The sequence below is a fragment of the Streptomyces sp. CNP082 genome (assembly GCF_059570535.1).
The window spans coordinates 18,749-43,967 of sequence record NZ_JCANSZ010000037.1 but is presented as its reverse complement, the minus strand read 5'-3'; the positions used below and the strand labels follow the sequence as shown (position 1 = coordinate 43,967).

The following is a 25,219-nucleotide window of genomic DNA, read 5'->3' as shown; positions in this document are numbered from 1 at the left end:
GGGGGCGGGCGTGGTCAGGGGCGGGTGGCTGGGCGGGGTCCGGTGCGTCCGCCGGCTGCGGTGCGTAGGTCTTTGGCGCGGCCGGGTACCGCGGGTGGCAGGGGTCGGGTGGTGAGGGTGAAGGCCGGGGATTCTGCGCCGGCGGTCAGCAGGTGGGCGGCGGCCTGGTAGGGGCCGAGGTGGGCGAGGTCGTGTGCGGCCAGGGTGGGCAGGGTGTGGCGTTCGAGGGTGTGGGCGTCTTCGGGGGAGGCGTTGAAGAAGATTTTGTTGCGGGCGTTGGCGGAGATGCCTTCGCGCAGGTCGCGGGGGAGTTGGGCGAGGTGCTGGTGGGCGAGGAGCATGGACAGGCGGTAGCCGCGGGCTTCGGCGAGCATGTCTTCGAGCGGGTACGGCAGGGTGAGGAAGTTGTGTGCCTCGTCGATGCTGAGGGTGGCGTCGATGCGGGTGTGTTCGGGGAGGCGGGCGCGGGCTGCTGCGGCTTGCCAGGTGCCGGCGACGATGAACGAGCCCAGCAGCCGGGCGGTCTCCTCGCCGAGGGCTCCTTTGGGGAGGCGGGCCAGGAGGATGCCGCCGTCGAGGATCTGGGCGAGGTCGAAGGTGGAGGGGCCGGCGGAGATGGTGCGGCGGGCGAAGTCGCGGAGCAGGAAGGCGCGGAGCTTGTTCATGACGGGGCCGATGACGGCGGCGCGGGAGGGTTCGGACATGGATTCGTACCAGGCCCAGAAGCCGCGCAGCACCGGGTCCTTGAGTGCGGGGATGATGCGCAGGCGGTAGGCGGATTCTCCGAGGAGGCGGGGGACGTCGGCGAGGGTGGCGAGTTGGCGGGTGCGGTCGCGGTGTTTGAGGAGGGTCAGGCAGGCGGCGCGCATGACGTCGTCGGTGCGCGGGCCCCAGAAGGCGGTGAAGATGCGGCGGAAGATGCCGGTGATGTTGTCGACGACGACGTCGGTGTCGGTGCCGTCGAGGACGTTCAGGCAGGGCGGGGTGTGCGGGTCGTCGGGGTCGATGAGGACGAGGCGGTCGGCGCAGGTGTCGGGGAGCCGGTCCAGGAGGTCGGTGACGAGGTCGCCTTTGGGGTCGATGACGATGACGCCCCGGTGGTGGCGTACGTCGTCCAGGGCGAGGTTGGCAATGAGGGTGGATTTGCCGGATCCGGTGGCGCCCATGACGTGGAGGTGGTGGCGGGCGTCGGTGACGGCGAGGCCGACACCGCGGCGGGCGCCGGTGTCGGAGCGGCCGAGGGGCTTGACCTGGTTGCTGGGTGTGGGTTCGGGGACCTGCGGGGGTGGCAGGACGGAGCGGGCGCCGGCTCGTCGGACGCCGGGGGCGTCCGGGTCGAGGGGCAGGTGGGCGAGTGCGGCGAGTTCGGGGACCGACAGCAGCGCGGCGCGGGAGCGCGGGAGGCTTCGGCTGCTCAGGTGCGGTTCGGGGCGGGGCAGACGGGTGCGGGCGAGGTAGTTGCGGTCGGCGTACAGGCCGAAGGCGGAGGCCAGCGCGTGGGCCCGGCCGCGCGCCACGTCGTCGGACCGTTCCGTGGCGGGGGAGCAGGTGGCGGCGTAAGTGAGGGTGCACTGCCACTGCGGGCCGGTGAGCTTGGTGGCCGACTGGCGTACGGCGGCGCTGTGTTCGGGGTCCTGTTTGACGGTGGCGGCGGGTTGGGCGCGGTGGAAGAGCAGGGCGGTCAGGGCGGGAAGGCGGGCGGGGGCGCGGCCGGCTTTGAGTCTGCGGGCGTGGCGGCGGGCCCGGCGCAGTGCGCTGCCGGTGGCGGGGCGGGCCAGGAGCTGCACGCACGCGGACTCGTCCTCGCCCATACCGGCGGCGGCCTGGAGAAGCGCCCGCAGCGGGTCGGCGGCGTGGTCGGTGCGCAGCGGCAGGACGTCGGGGCGGGCCGGGCGCAGCCGTCCAGCGGTAACGGTGTGGCCGGGGACGAGGAGTGGGGCGGGTGGGGTGATGCGGGTGTGGGCGCCGGGCCAGGCGGCCTCGACGGCCCCGCGTACCAGGCCCAGGGGCACGGTGCCGGGCAGCCACAGGCGGATGGACAACCCTGTGTGGGACCAGGTGTATTCGAAGGCGAGGTGCGGCTGGCCGGTGGTGATCCGGCGCCACCAGGGGCGCAGAAGGCCGGAGAGCTGGGCCCACAGGACCTCGCCGCCCCGGGGCGCGACGGTGGGCGGTGAGAGGATCTCCACGCAGCGTGCGCCTTGGGCGTGGCGCTGCTCGCGCCATCGGCGCAGGCGGGTGTTGAGGGCGTAGCCGCTGGCCACGGTGACAGCGCTGCACGGGGCGAGGACGGGTGCGTGGGCGGCGAGCCAGCCGATGGCCTGGGTGCTGATCGTGGTCCACAGGTCGCCCGGGTTGGTGAGGAAGTCCACCAGTGGCCCGCTCGGCTGGGAGGCAGCGTGCGTCAGCAGGTCCGTCATGCTTCTCCGTCCGCGTCATCGCCGAAGAGGTCGTCGGGGTCCAGTTCTCCGTCTGCTGGATCAGGGGTGGCGAGTTCGCTCGGGTCTGTGGTGATCACGTCGTGTTCGCCGGGTGCGGCGACGCTGATGAGGGCGACCTTGTGGCGGCGGTCGCCGGTCAGCAGCAGGGCCTCGCCGCGGGTCGCGGAGAGCAGGAACTCCCGTTCGCCGTGGCAGAGGTGGAAGTTCTCGCTGATCACGTCGATGGCCTGCGGGGCTTGGCGGAGCAGGATCTGGGTGGCCGCGTTGGAGACGATGGCCCGCCCCAGCGGGGAGGCCAGGACGTCGTCGGCGTCCTGGGTGACCATCGCAAGCCCCGTCCAGTGCTTGCGGGCTGCCTTGGCCAGGCGGAACAGGAAGCGTGCACCGGCCCCGTCGCGCATCAGCAGCCACGCCTCGTCCACAACGACCAGGTGACGGCCCGGTTGGGCGCGGTCGGTGACCTGGCGCCAGATCGCGTCGAGCGCGAGGAGCATGGCCGGTGCCTTGACCTCGTCGGGGAGCTGACGCAGGGCGAACACGACCAGATGCCCGGTGGTGGAGGTGCTGCTCGGGCCGTTGAACAGCCGTGCGTGGGAGCCGGTGGTGAAGGGGATCAGCCGGTCGGCGAGATCGGCTGCCGTCTCGCTGCCGTCTTCGGCCAGGGTCGTGGTGAGGTCGGCGAGGGTGGGCGGGGTGCGTTGCCAGGTGCGGGGGTCTGCGGTGATCCCGGCATGGGTGTAGGTGGCGAGAACGGACCGGTCCAGCACGGCTTTTTCCGCCGCGGTCGGGTCGTTGCCGAGCAGGACGGCGAGGAAGGTGTGCAGGAACAGCACGCGCCGGGTCAGGACGTCCTCGCCGCTGTCCGTGGCGGCCGGGAGGTCGAAGGGGTTGAGGCGTACGCCGTCGGCGCCCAGCGCGATGACGTTCCCGCCGACGGTTTCGGCGAGGCGGACGTACTCGTCCTCGGGGTCGATGACCGAGGCCGTGACGCCGGTGAACAGCAGGCGCAGCAGCTCCAGTTTGGTCAAATAGGATTTGCCGGCCCCGGAGCGGGCCAGGGTGATGGAGTTGTAGTTGTCCTGCGCGAAGCGGTCCCACATCACCGGAGCGCCGGAAACCGCGTTCAACCCGTACAGGACCCCGCCGGTCGTGCCGTTGTCGCCTGTGGTGATCGGCAGGTCGGGGCTGGTGAAGGGGAAGCAGGCGGCGAGCGCGGCGGTGTCAAAGGTGCGGCGGATCTTCAGGGTGTCGATGCCGAGCGGGAGGGTGGCCAGCCAGCCCGGCAGAGCCCGATACGTAGTCGGGACCACCGTCATCAGCAGTGACTCGGCGACCGCGCGGACGGCGGCGGCCTGCTCGGCCAGGCTGTCCTCGTCCGGGGCGTGCACGGTCAGGTACAGGGCGACGTGGAAGAGTTTTCCCTCGCCGCGGGCGATGCGGTAGGCGAGGTCGGCGGCGTCCGCTGCGGCGGCTTCTACTTCCGGGTCGTCCAGGTGGCCTTTGTCGAAGCCGGTGCGGCGGCCGGACTCCAGCCGGGCGCGCTGCTTCTTCAGCCCGGCCGCTGCCACGGGGTTGGGGACCGGTTCGATGTGCAGGGCGATGTCGAGGTGGCCGGGGAAGTTCAGCAGCGGGGCGAGCCAGCCGGGGGTGACCTCGGCCGGGTAGCCGCTGACCACCAAGGTGGTGGCCAGGTGCTCGCCGATAGCGAGGGCGCGGGCGTGTACCTCGATGGCCTCGGGGCCGTTCACCTCCAGCAGACGGGCGGCGTCGACGACCGGTACGTTGCTCTTCGGGCGTCGGCGGGCGATGCGGATCCGGGTCATGCGTGGTCACCTTCCGGTCCGTCCTCGGGCGTGGTGGGGGTGTCGGGGTTGCAGGCGGCGCTGACCAGTTCGGCGCTTTGCTCGCTGTTCAGCGGGGTGACGGTGACCTCAGCGGCGGCCAGGGCGCGGGCTGCTTCCGCCGTGCGCTGGAGCACCCGCCCCTCGCCACCGGTGTTGCGCCGCCCGCCGGGCCCGGCTGTTTCTTCTCGGGAGATCAGCACGATCTGCCGGCCGAGGAGGTTGCCGCCTGTGGCGAGGTCGGCGAGGAAGTCGGCGTGCGCGCGGGCGGCCCGCTCCAGCTCGGGGTGCGGCAGCGCGGCGGCCTGGTGCTGGAGGCCGGTGGCGAGCGGGGCGAGGTCGATGCGGTGGCAGCGCACCAGCAGTTGGGTGGGGCCGGTCAGGGAGTTGAGCCAGCGGGCGAACGCCGCGGTCAGGCCCTGCTGCTCGGCCGCCGAGCGGAGTTCGAAGTTGACGGTGGAGCACGTCGCCAGGGCTGCCTTTCCCTCACCGCCGAGGTCGAGCACTCCGTTTGTGCTGATGCCGTCATACGGCATGCGCACCGCGGCCGGAGGCGGACCCGCGGCGGTGGCCCAGCGGCTGGGGACGGCGGTCGGCAGCGGCGGCACTCCTTCGGGCGCGTGCACACGGCGCCCCCGGGTGCGGGCGTGGGCAAGCGCGGCGAGCAGGAAGCGGTCCAGGCCGATACCGTCCCGTCGGCCGAGGGCGAGAGCGGCTGCCGCCCCGGCGACCGGGATGACCAGGACCACGTACGTCAGCGGCGTCATCAAGGCGCGGGTGGCCCACCAGCCGCCGTACAGCACCATCCCGGCAAGGGCGAGGGCGGCGGTCTGCCGGGCTGTGAAGGGCCCAAGGAGGCGGTCGGGGCGTGAGATGTCGGCCGGAATACGGACGGCGTACGAGGTATCTGTTGGCTCGTCGGGCGGGTTCATGGGGGACTTACCTCCGGGGCGGTTCGAGGGGCAGCCGCAACTGCATGGGGCGCGGTGGGCGCACTGGGACGCGTCGGGCGAGTACAGGAAGGGTCAGTTGCCCGGTCCGGCGGCCCTGGGCAGGGTGGGGCACGGCGCTCGGACTTCTCGATGTAGGCGGGACGGGAGTCGCCCTACGTGTGCGGCGTGGGGGAGCGTGGCCTGGTCGCTCACCGGCGCCAGGAGCATCGGCGCCCATGCGGGCTTGATGTGCGGCGGCGGTGACGGCGCGGTATCTGCCCTGCCTGGCCGTGGCACGCGGTGCGGGATGAAGTGCTGTCCCTGGCCGGCCACCGGGGCGGGCGAGAGCCGCACGGCCGCCGGCGGGCGCAGCCCCGGCCCCGCCTTGGGCACCACCTCGACCGGGACCCGCAGGCGGTCGACCGCCTGCGGGCGGGCCAGCGCCACCCCCGGACCCGCTCCTGCCACCACCAGGCCCGTTCCTGCCCCCACCGGGCTGGCCAGGGCCGCCGCCGGATCCACCGCGACCCCCGCCCGGCCGGCCACCGCCGCCGGGCCTGCCACCACTGCCACCGGAGGGTCCGCCGCTGCCGCCACCGGGCCCGCGCCCGCCCCCACCGGGACGGCCACCGCTGCCAGGGCCGCCGCCAGCGCCGCCGGGTCCGCCCCTGCCCCCTCTCGGCCAGCCTCCGCCGCCCCCGCCGGGTCCGGCGCGGCCCACGCCGAGCCCGGCTGCGCCCCCGCCACGCCCGCGCCCTCCGCCGCGTCGGCGGAGCGGGCTCGCGCCGGGCAGGTAGTGGCCCATGAGCCGGTACATCGCCAGGTGCTTGAGGATCCGTAGCCCGGTCGGTGCGTGCGCGTGGCTGAGCGGGGAGCTGCGCAGCGCCACATGCAGCGTCCATCCGGGGATCTTGAACAGCACCCAGAACAGGGCTACTGCGGCGAGGGTCGTGCCGAGCTGGTCGGATTTCGGGATGCCCAGGGTCTTGGCGCCGGGAGCGAAGAACAGCTTCAGGGCCAGGACGAACGTCATCGACTGCGCGAGGTGAATGACCACGCAACCGCTCAGGGCACGCCACCACAGGCGGGCGACCGGGTCGGTCAGGGGGTGGGCGTGGCACGCCAGCATCAAGGGTGCGGCCACCGCCAGCAGCGCCATCACCGCGACCCGTACCAGGTACCCGATCAACACCGCGAACACCAGCGCGATCATCACGATCGCCAGGATCAGCAGATACAGCTTCACCCCCGCGGCGCCGAACAGGGAGAACGGCAGCACCTGTTCGACCATGCCCTGCCCGGCGTCCGACATGTCGGTGGCCATGATCGCGTGGGCCAGGGCGTTGGACAGGCTGATCGCCTTGCCCATCACCGTCAGCGATGTCGCCGCCGCGACCATCCCCAGCAGCAGCCGCGGCACGATCTGCCGCAGGGCGTAGCGGGTCTGGACCGTCTCGTATCCCATGACCGTGATGCCGCCCGCGGTCACGAACAGTACGTAGATCCCGGCCGTGATGCCCAGCGTCGCCGTCCACAGCCGCTTGATGTCCGCGTGCTTGGTGACATCGGGCGTCGCCAGCAGAGTGTCGGCGAGCAGTTCGCGGACGGGCCTCATGATCTGCTCGACCAGCATGCCCAGGAACGAGGTGATCGCGTCCACGATCATTCCGGGAACGTCGAGGAAGGCGAGCATGGTGCCTGCGTTGTTGCAGTCGCTTCGATCGCCGTCCAACTCGCATGCCTGCGGCGTCTGGCTCGGCGTCGGCTCGGGAGAGGACGGCGCCTCCGGCTCGGCATCAGGCCGGCCCGGGGCGGGGGTCGGGCCGGGCGCCGGATCCGGTCTCGTCCCGGACTCGGGTTCCGCAGAGGGCGCTCGCTGCGGTTCGGGCTGAGGCGGATCGGGCGCGGCGGGAGCCAGGGCGGCCGTATCTACGGCGTGCGCGTAGCTTGAGTGGACGGGCGGGACCAGCACCAGGGCCGCCAGGAACATCACCGGCAGTACGCGGCCCCGATATCGGGCGCCGGTCACTGCCCGCCCCCGCCCACCCCGACGATGCCCTGCAACACGGTGACGATCACCGGAGCGAGGATGGCCAGGCCGTAGCCGATGCCTGCGGCCTTCAACGCGCGTTTGGCGGCCTCGACCTCGCCGGGGTCGCCGCCGGCCATCAGGTAGCGCAGTCCGCCGAAGGTGAGGAAGAGGGTGGCCAGGCCGGCGAGGATGCCGACGATCCAGTTCCGCAGGTTGTTGATGACGGTCGGGATGTCCGCCACCGCCCACACGCGCGGCGGCGGGGCCAGCAGCGCCACCGCGGTGACAACCGCGACGAACCCCGAGCGGAAGAACCAACGGCCCAGCGGCACAGACCGGGACCGCCGTCGACTCGCGGGCATGGCAGCACACCTCCATCAGGCACACGGCAAAACGGGGACACCCCGTGGCCGGGGCGAGTAGGGGGAAGCAGGTGCGGGGTGAGCTGGGCCCTTAGCCCGGGCGCCGGCCTCCTCACAGGGATGCGGCGGGAAGGGTTCTCGGGTGTCAGCACGAGACGGCCGTACTCACCCCGCACCATGGCGACGCTCCGGTCCGGGACGTCGGCCGCCGCCCCGGACCAGAACGCGCGGCCCGGCCCGGAGCCGGAGCGGGCCGCTGTTCACCGTGAATAGAGACGCCGGTGGCGGGAATTGACATCCCGCCACCGAAGATCCCCCGTCCGGACGCCTTTACAGGTCCCGTAGCCGACCCCGCAGATGCGCGGCCAGGTGCTGCTCGGCCGCGCTGCGGTGCCGGTAGAGCTGACGCACACTCACCCCCCGCTCGGCCGCAAGGCGGCTCATGGGCTCACCGCCCAGGCGGGTACGGGCGATCAGCCGCGCCTCGGCCACGCCGACCACCCGGGCCGTAACGGCGTGGGCGAGCACGGTGAACTCATCCACCGCCTCACCCCGGTCCCACTGCGGCACGGCGCACAGGTGGTCCAGGTGGACTGCCGGCGGGCCGGCCTCGCGGCTCGCGCGGCGATGTGCGGCGTACACCATGCGGTGCGCAGCCCGGTCGGCCGCGCTGAACAGCTCCCTGTCCAGCCGCTCCGCGCCCGGGTCCACTGTGCGCAGGGCAGCGGCGACGGCGGCCAGGGCCTCCTGCTCGACCTCAGCGCGCTCCAGGTGGGCGGGGCGGGCGAGCCGGGCGAGCATCCGGCGCAGCACCGGAACGGTCATGGCCACCGCGACCACACCCCACGGCTCCCCCAGATCGCGGGCACGACGGACCACCTCACGCCACGTCTGCTCGCGCAACTCGGCTCGGGTGGCGGGGTGGGCCAGGTGCGTACGGACCCGGTCGACCGTCCACGCCGCACAGTCGGGTTCGTCGCACACCAGGTGCGCGGGGAAGGTGAGCGGCTCGATTCCCTGGGCGAGGGCGAGGAATGACTGCTCCAGATCCCCGAGCGGGGAACGAAGCCTGCCGTGCGAGCGGGGCGCGGGCCGGTGAGCTTGAGGGCGGTGGTGCATGGCGAGTCTCCTGTGACGACGTGGACAACTTCCGCCGCCACACCTCCCAGCCCTCCGTGCCACTGCCGGCCCACCCGCACGCAGATGCCGTGCCACCGCTGACCGAGTGGTCCGGCATGTGCGACCGCCCCGCCCTGGTCCCCTCCTCATGGTCAGGAATGACGCCTCAGACGGAGCAAGGAGAATCGAACACGAAACTTCTTCGACGCTCCTCTGCTCTCCCGCTGGGTGGCTCGCCTCAGTGGATCGACGGTGGCTCGCACATGGCACACGACTGGCTCGCACCCGCAACGACGTGTACCAACAACGGTCCACGGCAGGAAGATCCGCGAGAAGCCGGCGCATACAGAAGCCGCTGCCGGGGAGATCGAACAGCCGTGAGTGCTGTGGCAAAGATCAACCGGTGAGTCTCTATTACTCACGTCAGCGCGAGCACGGCCGGACCCCACCGCCCCGGGCGCCGCCCATCGCATGCCGAACCCCACCACCCCCCGCTCCCGTACCTCTTCGCCGCTGCCGACGACCATCTGGCTCCCCGGCCCGGACGACCCAGCCCGCCCGATCCCCGGCGCCGTACTGCCCGCCTGGGCAATCGACAAGATCCGCACCGACTACGTCGACCGCCCCGCCCACCAGCCCGCACCCCTGCTCAAGATCGCGATCCGGGACACGGCACCCGGCATGGACGCCCGGATCCCCACCACACCCTTCACCACCCCCGCCGACGACGAGGACAGCGCAAAGAATCCGCCCAACCTCCTGGCCGAACTCCACCCCGACACCCTCCCCACCGCCCGCACCGGGAATCCGGCAGCCGAGACTCCCGGCACGGCCGGGGACGGCTGGACCGGCTTCTTCCACCGCGCCCACCGGCTCCTGCCCACGGACGGTCTTCTGCTGCTGGCCACCCGCCAGCGTCGGGACGCCGGTCGCCTCACCGACCCGCTCGGCACCCTGATCGCATCCGCCCGCACCGCCGGATTCCGCTACCTCCAGCACATCGTGATCGCCTACGCCCACCCCGCCGGCGACCACCTGGCACCCGCCCTGCCCGCCGACACCTCACCCGGCGTCGCGCACTGCGACCTGATCGCCCTGTCCGCGATCCGCCACACCTAGACCAGCCAAGGAGAACGCTCGTGCCTTTCCCTCTCTCGGTGTGGAACACCGCACCCACCTCCGCCCCACAGCAGCGCAGGAACCGCTACGTGCCCGGCTCGTCCGCCCACCCCGCCAAGATGCTCCCGCACATCGCCGCCCACGCGATCGCCACCTACACCCGACCCGGCAACCTGGTCCTGGACCCGATGTGCGGCATCGGCACCACCCTCGTCGAAGCTGTCCACCTCGGCAGGCACGCCCTCGGCGTCGAGTACGAACCCACGTGGGCCAGCCTCGCCCGCCGCAACATCGCCCACGCCACCCGCACAGGCGGCACAGGCTCCGGCGACGTACGCTGCGGCGACGCCCGCCGACTCACCCAGCTCATCTACGCCGAGCACCACGGCGAGATCGACCTCGTCGTCACCTCACCGCCCTACGGACACTCCGTGCACGGCCAAGTCCGCTCCACCCGCGAGACCGGCGAACGCGGCGTGGTCAAAAAGGACAACCGCTACAGCCACGACCCCTCCAACCTCGCCCACGTCTCCACCGACCGGCTCCTTCAAGCCTTCACCACCATCCTCACCCAGTGCCGCCACCTCCTACGCCCCGGCGGCACCGTCGTCGTCACCACCCGCCCCTGGCGCGAACGCGGCGAACTCATCGACCTGCCCTCCGCAGTCCTCGCCGCCGGCCAAGCCGCCGGACTCATCCCCACCGAGCGCTGCGTCGCCCTCCTCGCCGGCATCCGCGACAGCCGCCTGATCACCCGCCCCTCGTTCTTCCAGATGAAGAACGTCCAAGACGCCCGCCGCCGCGGCATTCCCCTGGCCGTCATCCAGCACGAGGACGTCCTGGTCTTCACCCGCCCCCGACACCACCCCGGCCGGACCGCAACCCCACAGCACCCCGCACATGCCCCTGCTCAGCGCCGATGCCTGCGAGCGGAGCGAGGACGATGACCCCGCCCCAGCCACCCGGCGAGGAGGTGCAGGGCCGCGGGCTTGACACGGTGGGCGAGGCGGAGCGTCCATGGTCCACCCCGGGCCCGGCAGCCGGCACCCCGCCGAACCCCATCCCGCCCACCGTCAACCCCCGGAAAGGAAGAGGCGGACGCCCCCGCACCACCACGGATCGCGGGCGTTCCGCACCGGACAGTGGTGACCGGCTGCTGACCGTGGGGGAGGTCGCGGCGTGGCTCAGGGTCAGTCAGGCCAGCGTCAGGAACAAGTACCGGCTGTGGGGCATCCCGCCTCAGAAGGTCGGACGCCTCCTGCGATTCCGCGCACGCGACGTCACGCGCTATCTCGACAAGCACTACGGCTGACGCGAACCCGCGCCAGCCACGCGAGGAGGACGCAGGACCGGTGGCCACCGTCTACCAGCGCTGCAAGAGCGACAAACGCAACAGCAACTACCCCTGCACACGAGACCGCTGCGGGCACCCGTGGACCGTCCGCTACCGCGAGCCGGGCGGCTCACGCTCCGAACGCCAGCCCAGCTTCGAGAAGAAGACCCAGGCCGAAGCCTTCGCCCAACGCCTGGAACGCGACAAGTACGAGGGCTACTACCTCGACCCCAAACGCGGCGACATCCCCTTGCACGAGTACGCCCCCGACTGGCTCGCCCGCCAGGTCATCGCTGAGGGCACCTGGCGCAACTACGAGAGCTTCCTGCGCATCCACCTCCTCCCCGCCCTGGGCGACAAGACCCTCATCAGCATCCAGGCCAAGGACGTCGAGACCTTCGTCGCCGCCATCAGCAAGAAACTCGCCCCGAGCACCATCTGCGACCGCATGAAGATGGTCACCAGCATCTTCAAGACCGCGATCAGGGAGAAACGGCGCTCCGACGACCCCACCGACGGCATCAAGCTCCCGCGCACCGGATCCCACGCCGTCGACGAGGACGAGATCCCCACCCTCTACGAGGTGGACCTCATCGCCAAGCAGATCTCGCCCCAGTACCGGCTCACGATCTACCTCCAGTCCGGCGCCGGGCTGCGGATCAGCGAAACCCTCGCGTTCTCCCCGGACTGCCACCGCGACGGCTTCCTCCGCATCCGCCGCCAGGTCAGCTCCAAGGCCCACCGCGAGGACTGCGTCACCCGGTTCATCCCGCTCAAGCACCGCGCCGAGGGCGAGTACCGCGACATCCCCACCCCCGCCTTCCTCGCCGACGAGATCGACACCCACCTACAGCAATGGAGCACCAGGACCGCAGACGGCATCGAGACCCTCTTCGCCCCACGCGAGCGCGGCAAGCGCACCATGCCCACCGCCGTCACCTACGGCCACCACTTCCGCAAGGCACTCACCCAAGCGGGCATCGTCAAACCGGACGGCACCCCGAAGTACACCCCCCACGGCCTGCGGCACTTCTTCGCCTCCACCGCCCTGGCCCACGGCATCCCGATCCACGAAGTATCCCGCTGGCTCGGCCACACATCCATCAAAACCACCGTCGACATCTACGGCCACCTCATCCCCGCCTCCTGGGACCGCTGCCGCACGATCATGCACAACGCCCTCCGGCCGGGCACCCCCACGGCCGAACACAAGGGCGCAGGGCAGGCCCTCACCGAGCCCGTCGATCCAGCATGAACAGGGGGAATGGACCCGCCATTTCCGGCCGCAGGATCCTCTCCGGCGTTCCGCAGGCCAAAACTGGCGTCGCGTGCTCCGCTTCAGCATTTAACCGTTGCGTTAGCATCGATTCACGGATCTAGCAAAACTGCAGGTCAGGCGAGGTCGTGCCGTTTCGGTGCGGCCCCGTTGGCGTACCCCCTGCAGGTTTCCGTTCTAGTGCCGTGACCGGGAACGTTCACCGGGGTGGGCTTGCGGTGATGGGTGATGCCGCGGGTCGCTTGCCGGACCAGGCCGAAATCGTTGGACACCCTTCGGTTAGTCAGCGAGCATCCGCAGGTGACACATGATGCTGATCACCAGAGACCGTTCAAGCGGAGCCTGAAACGCGTCCGTTTTGTCGAGCTGTCCGGCGGGGTGATGTCCGCTCTGCTCGATGGAGACCTGTCGGGAGCAAGCAGGATGGCCGGGGTTTCGCTGACCGAGTACTTCGTGACCGATCAAGCACGGTGGCTGTGGCAGTTCCGGCTCGACCAGATGGCCTCCGATCCCGGCCGTGCGCGGTGGATGGTGCGGCAAGCGGTCGTCGGCGACAGGGGTCTCGTCGTCGGACATGCCGGGTTCCACGGACCGCCCGATGAGGCCGGCATGGTCGAGATCGGCTATTGCGTCGCTCCTGACTTCCGTCGCCAGGGATATGCCCGATCCACGCTGATCGAGTTGCTTCGCCGGGCAGCAGCGGAAACCGCGGTCACGACCGTGCGGGCGACGATCAGTCCCGACAACGTGGCATCCCTGGCCACGATCTCGGGCTTCGGCTTCGTTGAGGTCGGCGAGCAGTGGGATGAGGAGGACGGTCTCGAACTTGTCTTTGAGGTCCCTGCCTGCGGGGTTCCGCCCGCTTGATGGGAAGGTCCGCGGCAGAACGCTGAGCTGTGACCGTGGCGTCTGGCGCGGTGGTCAGGCCGCGGCAGCCAGTGCGCGTCCGCCCCAGCGGATGCCTTTCTCGCTGCGGATGCGGGCGCGTTCGCGGCGTTGAGCGGCCAGGACGTCGGGGTGGCGGGCATTGACGTTGCGCCACCGCAGGTAGCGGTGCAGGGCTCGGGTCTGCACGGTGTGGTTGGGGTGCTCGGAGTTGGCGATGGTGAACTGCCGCAGCGGGCCGAAGTGCGCCTCGATCGGGTTGGCCCAGGAGGCGTTGGCCGGGGTGAAGCACAGCTCGACCCGGTTCTTCTTCGCCCAGGCGCGGATCTTCGCTCCCTTGTGCGCGGAGAGATTGTCGAGGACCACGTAGATCGGGGCGCCGTCCGGGCGCGCGGCCCGGATCGACTTCAGCGCCGCCAGGGTGTTGGCCGCGCCTTTGCGGCGACGGTTGACGCCCCAGAGAGTGTCGTCGCCGATCGAGTAGCAGCCGTGAAAGTAGGTGACCCCATGAGTGCGGTGATAGGTCGCCGGCAGCCGGTCGGGACGGCCCCGCTCGGCCCAGCAGGACCCGCCGACGGGGCGGATGCCCAGCGGGCCGAACTCGTCGAAGGCGAAGGTGCGGTCGGGGAAGTACTCGATGACGTACTCGATCCGATCCAGCTTGGCGTCGCGGTCGGGGTCGGGGGACTCCTTCCACGTCTTGGTGCGCTGAAAGGTGATCCCGCGGCGGGCGAGCAGGCACCGCAGGGCTTCGCGGCCGATGCGGATCACCCGGCCGTGGACGCGGCGCAGGTAGGCGGCGAGTTTGCGGATGGACCAGCGGGTGAAGGGCTGGCCGAGCTTGGTCGGGCGGGTGGTGGCCGTCTGGATGACGAAGTCCTCGTCGTCAGGGCTGAGCAGGCGGGGACGGCCTCCCGCCCACTGAGGGTCCAAGCAGGCCAGCCCGATCTCGTTGAACCGGTGGATCACATCGCGGACGGTGTCCTCGTCCGCCTGGACAAGCTGAGCAATCACCGGCACACGGTTCCCGCCGGCGGAGGCCAGGATCATCATCGCGCGCCGGTACCGCACCGTGCTGGTGCTGCCCCGGCGCACGATCTGCTGCAGCCGCTTTCCCTCTTGATCGGTCAGTCTGCGGACCTTGACCGGCTCTGCCACCACGCCTCCACGCGTCCGAGCGGATGTGTCGTCACATCCAACCGGCCGAGTGGTACCCGGCTCGAACACCACCCCGGCGAACCTTCCCGGTCACGGCACTAGATCGTGTGACGTCTCGTCATCTGGATCCTTACTGGATGGGTGCTGGATGGGTGCTGGATCGTGTGACGGGGTGTCAGCCTCGCCGTTTCACTTGGGTACGGGCTGGCTTTGGGGAGGAAACGCGAAAGTGCCTTCCTGACCTGGGATGATGAACCTTGCAGAGGGGTTCTGTCGGTCCAGGCGGAGGGCACTTTCTACGTGCAGGCTATCGGGTTGCGTCCCAAGGTCCATGTCAGTGCCGATGGTTCGGGGGTGGTCGGGCATGCCGGGGCACGGTTGCTGGCGGATCTCGCTGATGCCACCGGGCTGACCGCCGCGTACTCCGCCGCTCTCAGGCCGCTTCGGCCGCGCGGGACCGGGCATGATCCGGGCCGGGTCGCCACCGACCTGGCGGTGATGCTCGCCGACGGCGGTGAGGCGATCGCGGATCTGGCTGTGCTGCGGGACCAGGCAGGGGTGTTCGGCCCGGTCGCCTCCACGCCCACGGCTTGGCGGTTGCTCGCCGACACCGACGAGGCTGCACTCGCTTCGCTGCGGGCGGCCCGCGCCACGGCCCGGGAAGTCGCCTGGATGCAGGCCGCCGAGACCGGCGAGGGCATACCTGCTGCCCGGGCCGGCGGACGAGAACTTCCCGGCCTGTTTTGGACCTCGACGCCACGCTGGTCACCTGCCACTCCGGGAAAGAGCAGGCCGCACCCACCTATAAGGGCGGCTTCGGCTTCCACCCGCTGCTGTGTTTCCTCGCGAACACCGGCGAGGCCCTCTCGGGGCGGCTGCGGCCCGGGAACGCCGGCGCCAACACTGCCGCCGATCACATCACGGTGCTCGACCAGGCGCTCGCGCAGATCCCCGACGCTCACCGGCACGGCACCGACATCCTCATCCGCGCCGACAGCGCCGGATCCGCGAAAGCCTTCCTCGCCCACGTCCGCGACCTGCGGAAACGAGGAATCCGTACCTTCTTCTCGGTCGGATACGCCCTCACCGAGCCGGTCCGCCGAGCTGTCCGGGCCATGCCCGACCACCTCTGGCATCGAGCCCTGGACCAGGACGGGACGCTGCGTGACGGCTCCGAGGTCGCCGAGCTGACCGGCATGGTCGATCTGGGCGGCTACCCCGACGGCACCCGCATCATCGTGCGCCGGGAGCGGCCGCACCCCGGAGCCCAGCTGTCCCTGTTCGACCAGGACGAGGGCCTGCGCCACCAGGTGTTCCTCACCGACACCCCATACTCCGGCGGCGGATCCGCACAGTTCCTGGAGGTCCGCCACCGCGGGCATGCCACCGTCGAAGACCACATCCGGTGCGGCAAGACCACAGGCTTCGGCCGCTTCCCCTCCCGCGACTTCGCCGTCAACGCCGTCTGGCTCGAACGCAGCCTCGCGGCGATCGATCTGCTGGCCTGGACGCGCGTCCTGCTGCTGGACGGGGAGCTGGCCACTGCCGAGCCGAAGAAGCTCCGCTATCGGCTGCTGCACGTCGCCGCCCGCCTCACCCGCGGCGGCCGACGCCTGCGCTTGCGGATACCGGCGACCTGGCCCTGGAGAAACGAACTGGCCACGGCCTTCCACCGCCTCGCCGCACTGCCCCGTCCCGCCGACTGACCGGCAAACCCTGACCGCCCACGACCCGAAGGACCCCGGAGAACCCGACCACCGCGCCGGGCCTCCGCCATGTCCGAACACCGAAATCGCGTCGGCCACCCGACCGCTACCCCTCAACGACGCCTCATCGCCGCAACCGAAACGGCGAGGTCAGTGGACGGGGCCGAGTTGGCGGGCCTCGGGGGGCGATCTCGTCGTGGCGCTCCACGGGATTGTGCTGCTGAAGTACCCCGGTGAAGCGGCTCGGGGAAGCGTCGTGTATTTCAATACCCGACTATGTTCTGTCATGTACGCCGAGTGTGATAAGGTCCTCATGGCTGGTGAGGGCGAAATGGTGCCCGAGCCTCCTGTTGCAGGCGTGAGGGCAGAGCTATGCCCCGGGGCGCTTGCTAGCAGAGGCACACACCGGGGCTTACGTCAGCCACCATAACGTCCTGTTTGCCGTTGTGCAATGCCGGCCCGATGGGGGGATCCGTCAATGACCTGCGCTACCACTGACGAAGTGCATCTGATCAAGGCGCTGGACGCTGAGCGGTACGCTCCGGCGGGGTCACTGTGCTCGTCGGAGTGCCGCCAGGCGCTGGGCTGGTTCGAGTGGGAGACGCAGGTGTCCAAGGCGCTGTACGAGATCCTTCGGCATCTGGAGAACGCGCTGCGCCGCACGATGGCGGGGCGCCTTGCCGTTCACTATGGGCGCGAGGACTGGTGGCGCGCGCCCAGAATTCGGCTTACGTACGGAACCCTGCGGAAGATCGAGGAAGCGGAGGGGCGGCTGCGCGATGATGTGGTGCCGTGGACGGCGGCGGGTGTTCAGCGGGAGCTTACGCTGGGCTTTTGGGTCATGCTGCTGGGTCGAGGTGCGGATTATGAGACTCAGCTGTGGCGCCCGATGGCCGCAGGTTTCCCCGGCTACCGGGGGGTGCGTCAGCCGCTGCACTTCCGGCTTGATCATCTTCGGAAGCTGCGTAACAAGGTGGCGCATCAGGAGCCCGTCTTCGGGCGGGACCTGGCCGCTGACCGGGCTTCGGTGATCACGTCGCTGGGTTACGTGTCGCAGTCCGCGGCCCAGTGGGTGGCGAAGGCGGATACGGCCACTCCCCTGCTGCTGGCGCGGATGCCCGGGCGCTGTCTGCGGGTCGGCGGTGGTGCGGTATGAGTGCGGACTACCGGCTGGGCGACCTGTGCCGGATCACCGCCAGTCCGTCGAGCGATCTGTTCGTCGATCTTGCTGAAGGTGCTGAGGGGACGCCGGTGCTCTCGCCGGCCGATATAACGGTGGAGCAGCGGGTGGATGTGTCCGGCGTGCGGTCGCTGCCGCGCGTGGATGCAGGGCTGGCACGGTACCGATTGGTTCCTGGTGATCTGGTGGTAGTGCGGCAGGGCGCGGTGGGCAGGATCGCGCTGGCAGGTGAGGGCGAGCGTGGTTGGATCTACCACTCTTCGTGTATGAGGCTGCGGCCCGATACGCATGCCGTGTATCCACCTTACCTGGCGGCCTATCTCGCTCATCCACCAGTGGTGGATCAGATGCTGGCCCGTACGCACCAGGGCACGGTGGCCACGATCACCGTGGACGTGCTCGCGGACCTTCCGGTGGCGCTCCCCGCGCCGGAGGAGCAGCACCTCATTGCTCGGGCGCTCGGGGAAGTCGACCTGCAGATGAGTCTCCAACGCCAGCTCCTGAACCGGCTTGAAGCGCTCAGGCCTGCTCTGCTTAGCCAGATACTGGGCGGCGACGCCCCGGGGCAGCGTGCACCAGGGCCGGTGGAAGCCGCGGCCGGGCGCAGGCCGGGCAGAAGGCGGCGAATGAAGCGAATGTCATAGCCCGCCCCTATGGTGGGGCGGCGGCGTACAAACTGCGTGCGCGATGTGCATCACGAAAAGGAATGAGGCGCGAGTGGCCCAGCTGACTTTGCCGCAGCTTGAACGGCACCTGTATGCCGCGGCGGACATCCTGCGCGGCAAGATGGACGCCGCCCAGTACCAGGACTACATCTTCGGGCTGCTGTTCCTCAAGCGCGCCTCCGACCAGTTCGATGTGGCACGGACTAAGGCCATAGAGAAGTTCGTCGAGGCTGGCATGGACGTACAGCGCGCGGAGCAGCTAGCGGCGAGTCCCAGCGCGTACGCGTCACGCGAGTTCTTCGTCCCGGATGCCGCCCGCTGGTTGACGGTCATGCGGGATTCGCGCAAGGATCCGGCCGAGGCACTGAACGTCGCCCTCGCGCAGCTGGAGAGCCACAATCACCAGGCCCTCGACGGGGTTTTGGAGTACATCGACTTCAAGCGTCCCGCCAGCGGCAACACCAAACTCAGCAAGCCGGTACTCCAGGCGCTGATCGATCACTTCAACCAGTACCGGCTCAGCAACGACGACTTCGAGTTCCCGGATCTGCTCGGGTATGCGTACGAGTACCTCATCGGCGAGTTCGCCGACGAGGGGGGCAAGAAGGGCGGCCAGTTCTATACCCCGCGCTCCGTGATCCGCATGATGGTCCGCCTCGTCAAACCGCAGGAAGGCCAGTCCGTTTACGACCCGTGCTGCGGATCCGGCGGCATGCTGATCCTCAGCAAGGAGTACGTGCAGGAACACGGCGGCGACGCCGCGCATCTGTCGGTCTACGGCCAGGAGGACAACGGCAGCGCCTGGGCCATGGCGCGCATGAACCTGCTGCTGCACGGCGTGGCCGACGGCGTGATCCACCACGGCGACACCCTCGCCAAGCCGCTGCACACTCAGGACGGCGAACTCCAGCGCTTTGACCGGATCCTCACTAACCCGCCCTTCGCGCAGAACTACCGCAAGGAGGGGATGGAGTACCCGGAGCGGATGACGTACGGCTGGTGTCCGGAGTCCGGCAAGAAGGCCGACCTTATGTTCATCCAGCACTGCCTCGCCGTGCTGGAGCCGGACGGCATCGCGGCCTCCGTCATGCCCCATGGCGTGTTGTTCCGCGGCGGTGTGGAGAAGGACATTCGCCAGCAGATGATCGAGGAAGGCCGGCTGGAAGCCGTCATTGGCATCGGGCCCAACGTCTTCTACGGCACCGGCATCCCGGCCTGCATCCTCGTCCTGCGCGGCCGCGACGGAGCCCTCACAGGACGCCGTGACGGTGTCCTGTTCATCAACGCCGACCGGGAGATGACCGCTGGCCGTACCCAGAACCTCCTGGAAGCCCAGCATGCGGAGAAGATCATCTCCGCGTACAAGGGCTGGAAAAACATCGACGGCTTCGCCCGCGTCGTCCCTTACCAGGAGCTTGCGGACAACGACTACAACCTCAACATCCGCCGCTACGTCGACAACACCCCGCCCCCCGAGCCGCAGGACGTGCGCGCACACCTCCACGGCGGCATCCCGAAGGCAGAAGTCGACGCCCGGCAAGCGCAGTTCGACGCCTTCGGAATCGACCCGGGCAAGCAGCTCTTCAACGAGCGCGAGGAGGACTATTACAGCTTCCTCGACGAGGGCTACGAAGCCACCGCTGCCCGTATCCCAGACCTGACAGCCGGCAAAGAAGCGGATCTCCGGGATGCGTTCGACAGATGGTGGCAGGAGCACCGCGCCCGTCTGGACGAACTCCCCGACCACCAGCAACTGTGGTCCACCCGCCAGGAACTCCTCACCACCTTCACCCATGGCCTCCAGTCGGTGAACCTGCTGGACCACTATCAGCTGTCCGGCACCATTGCCGCATGGTGGTTCGACACCCGCAACGACCTGCGCAGCCTGGCACTAACCGGCTTCAAGGGTGTGGTGGACCGCTGGGTCGCCAGCATCGACTCCGCCTTCGCGGAGCCACCGGCCGACGCGGACGCCAAGACGAAGGCACGCATGCGGGCGGGCCAGCGCAAGGCACGCGAACACCGCCTGGTACCTGAACTCATCCCCGCCTACGTCGAGCGACTGGAGACAGCCGAAGCCCTCGCCGCCGACCTGGACGCCAAGGTCAAGGCAGGCTCTCCGCCGAAGAAGACCAAGGGCGCCGATGAGGACGACGAAGAGGAACGAGACCTCTCGAACGTTCTGCCTCCCAAGGAACTCCGCGTGCTCAAGAAGCAGCAGACCGAGGCAAAGAAGCGCTTGGCCGAGCTGAAGGCGGCCTTCGTCGTGGAGTTGAAGTCAGCGGCGGCCAAGCTTACCGACGCCCAGGCGCAGGCCATCGTGCTCGGCTTCCTAAAGGCCGACCTGCGGGCGCGCATGGATCGCTTCGTCGCGTCAGACAGGCGCGGCCTCATCGTCGCATTCCGGAACTGGGGCGAAAAGTATGCCGTGACGCTGGAAGACCTCGAACGGGAGCGGGAGGCCTCTGCCAAACGGCTGCGGGGGTACCTGGAGGAGCTGGGGTATGCGTGACATGGATGCAAACGTGCCGCGCGCCAATTGGTCTTCGGTTAGGCTCGGTGACGTCGCAGCAAGGGTCACGATGCGAAACATCGTGGGCAATGCCAATGTGCTCACCATCTCTGCCGCACACGGACTCGTTAGTCAGGAAGAGTTCTTCAATCGCAGGGTAGCCAGTGCGGATCTTTCGCAGTACTACCTGCTGGCCAAAGGTGACTTTGCCTACAACAAGAGTTACTCAGATGGTTGGCCCGTAGGTGTGGTGCGAAGCCTCGAGCGTTATGACGCTGGCGTGGTCTCACCGCTTTACATCTGCTTTCGTCCAGATGCTACAGTAATCCAACCGTCATTCCTTCAGCACTACTTCAATGCTGGCACGCTCGATGAAGACATTCAATGGATCGCTAAGGAGGGTGTACGCAATCACGGGCTCTTGAATGTTGGAGTGGAAGACTTTTTCAATCTGACGGTTAAACTCCCGCCGCTAGCGGAACAGCAGCGGATCGCTGAGATTCTCGACGAAGTAGATGGGCAGATCTCGTCCGTGTCTGCTCAGAAGCAGAAGCTCGCGGTTGTAGCTGCCGCCGAATCTGCTGCACTGATGCGAAGAGTCTCCGAGTCGCGGGACGTTGCGTGGGTCACCTTGGAGAAGGTTGCCGCAATTTCCGCTGGCGTCACGCTGGGAAATGACGAGAATGGGGACGATGCGATCGACCTGCCCTATCTGCGAGTTGCCAATGTACAGGACGGCTACATTGACACTTCCGATGTGAAGACTGTCTCGGTCAGAGCGACAGATGTCGAACGATACGCGCTCAAGCAAGGCGATGTGTTGCTCACCGAAGGTGGTGACCTCGACAAGTTGGGTCGCGGCGGCGTCTGGGATGGGCGCATTGAACAATGTCTCCATCAGAACCACGTGTTCAAGGTGCGTTGCGTCGCAGAGATCATGCTCCCGGATTTCCTATCTGCATATATCGCATCTCCACGTGGCAAGAGCTACTTCCTGAGCGTTGCGAAACAGACAACGAATCTGGCGAGCATCAACTCGACTCAGGTAAAAAAGGCCCCCATTCCGTTGATTAATCTTCACGATCAGAAGCAGGTAGTTAATTCAATCACTCAGTGGCGCGAGCAGCTGGATATTGCAGAACGAGATATCGTGAAGCTCGAAGCGCTGAAGCGGGCGCTCCTTAACGATCTTTTCGTAGGGGCGCGGGAGAGCGGGAGGAGACGCGAGCAGCGCCGCGTAGTCGCAGCTAAGTGATCGGTGAGGGCCGTCTGTCGTCGCATCCGAAGGAGTAGCTCAACATGTCCGAGTCCGGCCCTGAGTTCCGTTACGTCGAGAAGCCGCTGATCGATCAGCTTACGCATCCCAGTATGGGGTGGCGGCACGTTCGGGGCACGGCGGACGCGGAGTTGCAGCCGGGAGGGGAGTCCGTCGTCCGTAGGAGTACCTTTGACGGCGCGGTGCTGGACGAGATCCTTCGGCGCAGGTTGCGCAGGGTGAACCGGCGGCCGGACGGGAGTCCGTGGGTGGATGACGTGAGGGCGGCGCAGGCCATCTCCGCCCTCACTCGGGGTGCCGCGAGCGCGGGTGGTGGGCTGGTGGCAGCCAATGAGGCCGCGACGCACGCGCTGTTGAACGGCGTAGACGTGCCGGGGTTCGCGGACTGGGACAGGGGCCGGCGGCAGACTGTCAGGTTCATTGACTGGGAGACGCCGGAGAACAACGATTTCCTGGCGATCTCCCAATTTCGTATGGCTATTCCCGGTAGTCAGGGCGAGGTGATGGTCGCCGACTTGGTGCTGTTTGTGAACGGTATTCCGCTGGTGGTAATCGAGTGCAAGAAGCTCGCCGCGGTCGGCGGGGAGATAAAGCGGGCTGTTCAGCAGCTGCGCCGTTACGCGAATCAGACAAGCGGCCGTGGCGCACCGTGCGGGAGTGAACTGCTCTTCCGGACCGTGCAGTTGACGGTGGCCAGTACGGGGGACCGGGCGCTGCTGGGCACGTTCACGGCGCGTCTGCAGGATTACATGTTGTGGCGCGACCCCTACCCCCTCAAGGCGAAGGAGGTCGCCGGTCGCAGCTACAACCCGGACGACGTCCTTTTCGGCGCGCAGAAGGTTCTCGCGGCCGGGGTGCTGCATCCTGCTCGTCTCCTCGACATTGTGAAGAATTTCGTCGTCTTCCAGGACGTGGAGATCGCGGAAGGGCGGACCGCCCGAGTGAAGATCGCCCCCCGGTACCAGCAGTACCGTGCGGTCCACAAGGCGGTCGCCCGGCTGCTGCGTGGCGAGACGAAGGCCGCGCATGGCCGGGAGGACAAACGCGGCGGCATCGTCTGGCACACCCAGGGTTCGGGCAAGTCACTGACGATGGTGTTCCTGGTGCGCAAGCTCCGCTCGACGCCGGGCCTGGAACACATCAAGGTGGTCATGGTGACCGACCGCAAGCAGTTGCAGGAGCAGCTCGCGGAGACGGCCGCCCTCACAGGTGAGAAGCCCGACGTGATCACGCGTGCTGCCGATGTGCCAACGGTGCTCGGGCGTCAGGGGGCCGGGCTCGTCTTCGTGATGATCCAGAAGCAGCTGGACACCGACAAGGCTCGCCAGCAGAAGGCCGATTCGCTCGCCCACGACCGGATGCCGGGCTGGGGACTGGTCAACAGCGACGAAGGCATCCTCATCCTGGTGGACGAGGCCCACCGCTCGCACGGCTCAGGTCTACACCAGAACCTCATGGAGTCACTGCCCAACTCGGCCCGGATCGGCTTCACCGGCACCCCGATCATCATGAACCGCAAGAAGCTGACCACCACGACCTTCGGCGAGTTCATCGACAAGTATCGCATCGAGGACGCCGAGAACGACGGAGCGATCGTCCCGATCTTCTACGAAGGTCACATCGCAAAGGGTGCGGTGGCCGAAGGTGACAGCCTCGACGAGAAGCTTGAGGACGAGTTCCCAGAGCTCACCGACGAGCAGTACGACGAGCTGCAGCAGAAGTACGCGACATCCGCTGCCGTGCTGAGTGCGGACGACATGATCCAGCGCAAGGCCAGGCACATGCTGCGACACTACGTCGAGGGCGCGATGAAGGAAGGCTTCAAGGCACAGGTCGTGGCCCACTCCCGGCTCATCGCCGTGCGCTACCGGGAGGCGCTGCTCACTGCCAGGAAAGAGCTGGTGGCCGAGGTCGAGAAGATCTCCCCGCAGGCGCTGGCGAAGTGGCAGCACAAGCCCGAGGAGGAACGCACCGCACGCCAGCGGGTCCTGGTCGCCGCCCATGCCCAGTTGAACCTGCTGAGGGCGATCGACTTCGTGCCGGTTGTCTCCGCTGACCTGGAGGACGACAAATCCTGGCGTCAGTGGACCGACGAGGGCGCTCAGAAGAAGGCCATCAAGTCATTCCGAAGCCCGTTTCCCAAGCCTGCGGATCTGACGCCGGCGTCCAGGCCGGTGGCCTTCCTGGTCGTACGGACCATGCTCCTGACCGGGTTCGACGCACGCCTGGAGCAGGTCATGTACCTGGACCGCAGGATGCGAGAGGCCGAACTACTCCAGGCCGTAGCCCGAGTGAACCGCACCGCCGAGGCCAAGACCGCCGGATACGTCGTGGACTACGCAGGTGTCTCCACAGCGCTGCTGGAGGCGATGGCCGCATATGCCGCCGACGAGCGCGAAGGCATGCCGAGGATCGATTTCAAGGAAGAGGAGAACAAGCTGGAGCGGCAGTGCGCCGCCCTGCGCCACCACTTCCACCTGACCAAGCATCTAATCGACCCCGACGACACGGCCGCGGTGCATCAACTGGTGACCTCGCTGGACGACGACTCGCGGCGCATCGAATTCAGGCGGCTGCTAAGGGACTTCCTCGCCACCCTCAACCTGATCATGCCGCGCGAGGAAGCCCGCCGCTACCAGCCCGCCGCCCGCTTGTTCCTCTTCGTCGCCAAGCTCGCAAAGCAGCGTTTCGGCGAGGACACGGACTCCTTCGACCCCGCCGCGTACGGGAGCAAAGTCGTCGAGCTTATCGACGAACACGTCAAGGCGCTCGGCGTGGAACGGATGATTGAACCGACCCGCCTCACTTCGGACGACTTCCGCACGAAGGTGGAACAGCTGCCTGGTGCCAGAGCCAAGGCATCGATGATGAAGCACGCCATCCGCAACCACATCGAACTGCACTTCGGCGAGAACCCGGTCGCCTACGAGAAGCTGCGCGAGCGGCTAGAAGGCATACTCAAGAAGTACGCGACAGACTGGGACGCGCAGTTGAAGGCCTTCGATGCGCTTGCCCAGGAGATGACGGGCCCGCGGGATGGAACGGACTCCGGCCTGCCGGAGGATGTCCGCAGCCTCACCCGTCTGGAACGGGCCCTCTACCAGCAACTGACCACCGTCCTCACTGACGGGGTCGTCAGCGACGAAGTTCGCGCAGACTTCGTCTCCCTCGCCCACCAGACGGTAGAGCTCGCCCAGCGCCACAGCATCAAGCACGCCTTTTGGACGAACTCCGCGGCCCAGCACGACTTCCAGCGAGACATCTGGATGCTGCTCGTCCTGAACACCCACACCGGCCCCGCCGCCGACAACCTGGCCGGCGCGCTACGCGACATCGTGCACCACCATCACCGAGACCTGAACCGCCGACATGCCTGACGCCC

At 68.5% G+C, this 25,219-nt stretch carries 17 protein-coding genes and 1 pseudogene; 11 read left to right on the top strand and 7 right to left on the bottom strand.

Going from position 1 to position 25,219, the window contains the following annotated elements; all coding sequences use genetic code 11:
• Positions 1–14: 14 nt before the first annotated feature.
• The 6 genes from B124_RS25540 to B124_RS25515 all read right to left on the bottom strand — a co-directional run bounded on the left by B124_RS25540 (position 15) and on the right by B124_RS25515 (position 8,727).
• Positions 15–2,420 (bottom strand): type IV secretory system conjugative DNA transfer family protein, encoded by a 2,406-nt coding sequence (locus B124_RS25540; RefSeq protein WP_496505298.1) that lies wholly within the window; start codon positions 2,418–2,420, stop codon positions 15–17.
• Complete coding sequence (locus tag B124_RS25535; RefSeq protein WP_496505297.1) at positions 2,417–4,264, bottom strand: VirB4 family type IV secretion system protein; 1,848 nt, start codon at positions 4,262–4,264, stop codon at positions 2,417–2,419. The genes B124_RS25540 and B124_RS25535 overlap by 4 nt, the downstream gene beginning before the upstream one ends.
• Positions 4,261–5,214, bottom strand: coding sequence for a PrgI family protein (locus tag B124_RS25530; protein ID WP_496505296.1), 954 nt, complete (start codon positions 5,212–5,214; stop codon positions 4,261–4,263). Before B124_RS25530 ends, B124_RS25535 begins: the two co-directional genes overlap by 4 nt.
• Positions 5,215–5,221: 7 nt before the next feature.
• Positions 5,222–6,946 carry a TrbL/VirB6 family protein gene (locus B124_RS25525; RefSeq protein ID WP_496505295.1) on the bottom strand — a complete coding sequence of 575 codons (1,725 nt, stop codon included), beginning with the start codon at positions 6,944–6,946 and terminating at the stop codon, positions 5,222–5,224.
• Between the two features lie 293 nt (positions 6,947–7,239).
• The gene (locus B124_RS25520) at positions 7,240–7,608 is read right to left on the bottom strand and encodes a pilin (RefSeq protein WP_496505294.1); all 369 of its coding nucleotides are present in this window, start codon (positions 7,606–7,608) and stop codon (positions 7,240–7,242) included.
• 330 nt (positions 7,609–7,938) lie between these two features.
• Positions 7,939–8,727 carry a hypothetical protein gene (locus tag B124_RS25515; RefSeq protein ID WP_496505293.1) on the bottom strand — a complete coding sequence of 263 codons (789 nt, stop codon included), beginning with the start codon at positions 8,725–8,727 and terminating at the stop codon, positions 7,939–7,941.
• 471 nt (positions 8,728–9,198) lie between these two features.
• On the opposite strand from B124_RS25515, the gene B124_RS25510 reads away from it, so the two are divergent.
• From B124_RS25510 to B124_RS25490, 5 genes are all read left to right on the top strand, one after another.
• Complete coding sequence (locus B124_RS25510; protein ID WP_496505292.1) at positions 9,199–9,846, top strand: hypothetical protein; 648 nt, start codon at positions 9,199–9,201, stop codon at positions 9,844–9,846.
• A 20-nt stretch (positions 9,847–9,866) separates the two neighbouring features.
• Entirely contained in the window at positions 9,867–10,793 is a 927-nt protein-coding gene (locus tag B124_RS25505) for a TRM11 family SAM-dependent methyltransferase (protein WP_496505291.1), read from the top strand.
• On the top strand, positions 10,790–11,158 hold the full coding sequence (locus tag B124_RS25500; RefSeq protein WP_496505290.1) for a helix-turn-helix domain-containing protein: 369 nt from the start codon (positions 10,790–10,792) through the stop codon (positions 11,156–11,158). The genes B124_RS25505 and B124_RS25500 overlap by 4 nt, the downstream gene beginning before the upstream one ends.
• Positions 11,159–11,198: 40 nt before the next feature.
• Positions 11,199–12,434 (top strand): tyrosine-type recombinase/integrase, encoded by a 1,236-nt coding sequence (locus B124_RS25495; protein ID WP_496505289.1) that lies wholly within the window; start codon positions 11,199–11,201, stop codon positions 12,432–12,434.
• Between the two features lie 402 nt (positions 12,435–12,836).
• Positions 12,837–13,322 (top strand): GNAT family N-acetyltransferase, encoded by a 486-nt coding sequence (locus B124_RS25490; protein WP_496505331.1) that lies wholly within the window; start codon positions 12,837–12,839, stop codon positions 13,320–13,322.
• Between the two features lie 54 nt (positions 13,323–13,376).
• On the opposite strand, the gene B124_RS25485 is transcribed toward B124_RS25490, so the two are convergent.
• A complete protein-coding gene (locus B124_RS25485) occupies positions 13,377–14,498 on the bottom strand; it encodes an IS630 family transposase (RefSeq protein WP_496505288.1) in 1,122 nt (373 codons plus the stop codon).
• A 300-nt stretch (positions 14,499–14,798) separates the two neighbouring features.
• On the opposite strand from B124_RS25485, the pseudogene B124_RS25480 reads away from it, so the two are divergent.
• The 6 genes and pseudogenes from B124_RS25480 (at position 14,799) to B124_RS25455 (ending at position 25,214) form a co-directional block, all read left to right on the top strand.
• Positions 14,799–16,204, top strand: a pseudogene (locus B124_RS25480) (IS1380 family transposase).
• 502 nt (positions 16,205–16,706) lie between these two features.
• Complete coding sequence (locus B124_RS25475) at positions 16,707–17,360, top strand: hypothetical protein (protein ID WP_496505287.1); 654 nt, start codon at positions 16,707–16,709, stop codon at positions 17,358–17,360.
• A complete protein-coding gene (locus B124_RS25470) occupies positions 17,357–18,028 on the top strand; it encodes a restriction endonuclease subunit S (RefSeq protein WP_496505286.1) in 672 nt (223 codons plus the stop codon). The genes B124_RS25475 and B124_RS25470 overlap by 4 nt, the downstream gene beginning before the upstream one ends.
• A 73-nt stretch (positions 18,029–18,101) precedes the next feature.
• Entirely contained in the window at positions 18,102–20,561 is a 2,460-nt protein-coding gene (locus tag B124_RS25465) for a type I restriction-modification system subunit M (RefSeq protein WP_496505285.1), read from the top strand.
• Complete coding sequence (locus B124_RS25460) at positions 20,554–21,816, top strand: restriction endonuclease subunit S (RefSeq protein ID WP_496505284.1); 1,263 nt, start codon at positions 20,554–20,556, stop codon at positions 21,814–21,816. Before B124_RS25465 ends, B124_RS25460 begins: the two co-directional genes overlap by 8 nt.
• 44 nt (positions 21,817–21,860) lie before the next feature.
• A complete protein-coding gene (locus tag B124_RS25455) occupies positions 21,861–25,214 on the top strand; it encodes a type I restriction endonuclease subunit R (RefSeq protein ID WP_496505283.1) in 3,354 nt (1,117 codons plus the stop codon).
• Positions 25,215–25,219 lie beyond the last annotated feature (5 nt).

Excerpts from the sequence above, each read along its gene's own strand:
- B124_RS25520 (WP_496505294.1), bottom strand. The coding sequence starts at position 7,608 with ATGCCCGCGAGTCGACGGCGGTCCCGGTCTGTGCCGCTGGGCCGTTGG.
- B124_RS25535 (WP_496505297.1), bottom strand. The coding sequence starts at position 4,264 with ATGACCCGGATCCGCATCGCCCGCCGACGCCCGAAGAGCAACGTACCG.
- B124_RS25540 (WP_496505298.1), bottom strand. The coding sequence starts at position 2,420 with ATGACGGACCTGCTGACGCACGCTGCCTCCCAGCCGAGCGGGCCACTG.
- B124_RS25510 (WP_496505292.1), top strand. The coding sequence starts at position 9,199 with ATGCCGAACCCCACCACCCCCCGCTCCCGTACCTCTTCGCCGCTGCCG.
- B124_RS25530 (WP_496505296.1), bottom strand. The coding sequence starts at position 5,214 with ATGAACCCGCCCGACGAGCCAACAGATACCTCGTACGCCGTCCGTATT.
- B124_RS25515 (WP_496505293.1), bottom strand. The coding sequence starts at position 8,727 with ATGCACCACCGCCCTCAAGCTCACCGGCCCGCGCCCCGCTCGCACGGC.
- B124_RS25500 (WP_496505290.1), top strand. The coding sequence starts at position 10,790 with ATGACCCCGCCCCAGCCACCCGGCGAGGAGGTGCAGGGCCGCGGGCTT.
- B124_RS25470 (WP_496505286.1), top strand. The coding sequence starts at position 17,357 with ATGAGTGCGGACTACCGGCTGGGCGACCTGTGCCGGATCACCGCCAGT.
- B124_RS25490 (WP_496505331.1), top strand. The coding sequence starts at position 12,837 with ATGTCCGCTCTGCTCGATGGAGACCTGTCGGGAGCAAGCAGGATGGCC.
- B124_RS25455 (WP_496505283.1), top strand. The coding sequence starts at position 21,861 with ATGTCCGAGTCCGGCCCTGAGTTCCGTTACGTCGAGAAGCCGCTGATC.
- B124_RS25460 (WP_496505284.1), top strand. The coding sequence starts at position 20,554 with ATGCGTGACATGGATGCAAACGTGCCGCGCGCCAATTGGTCTTCGGTT.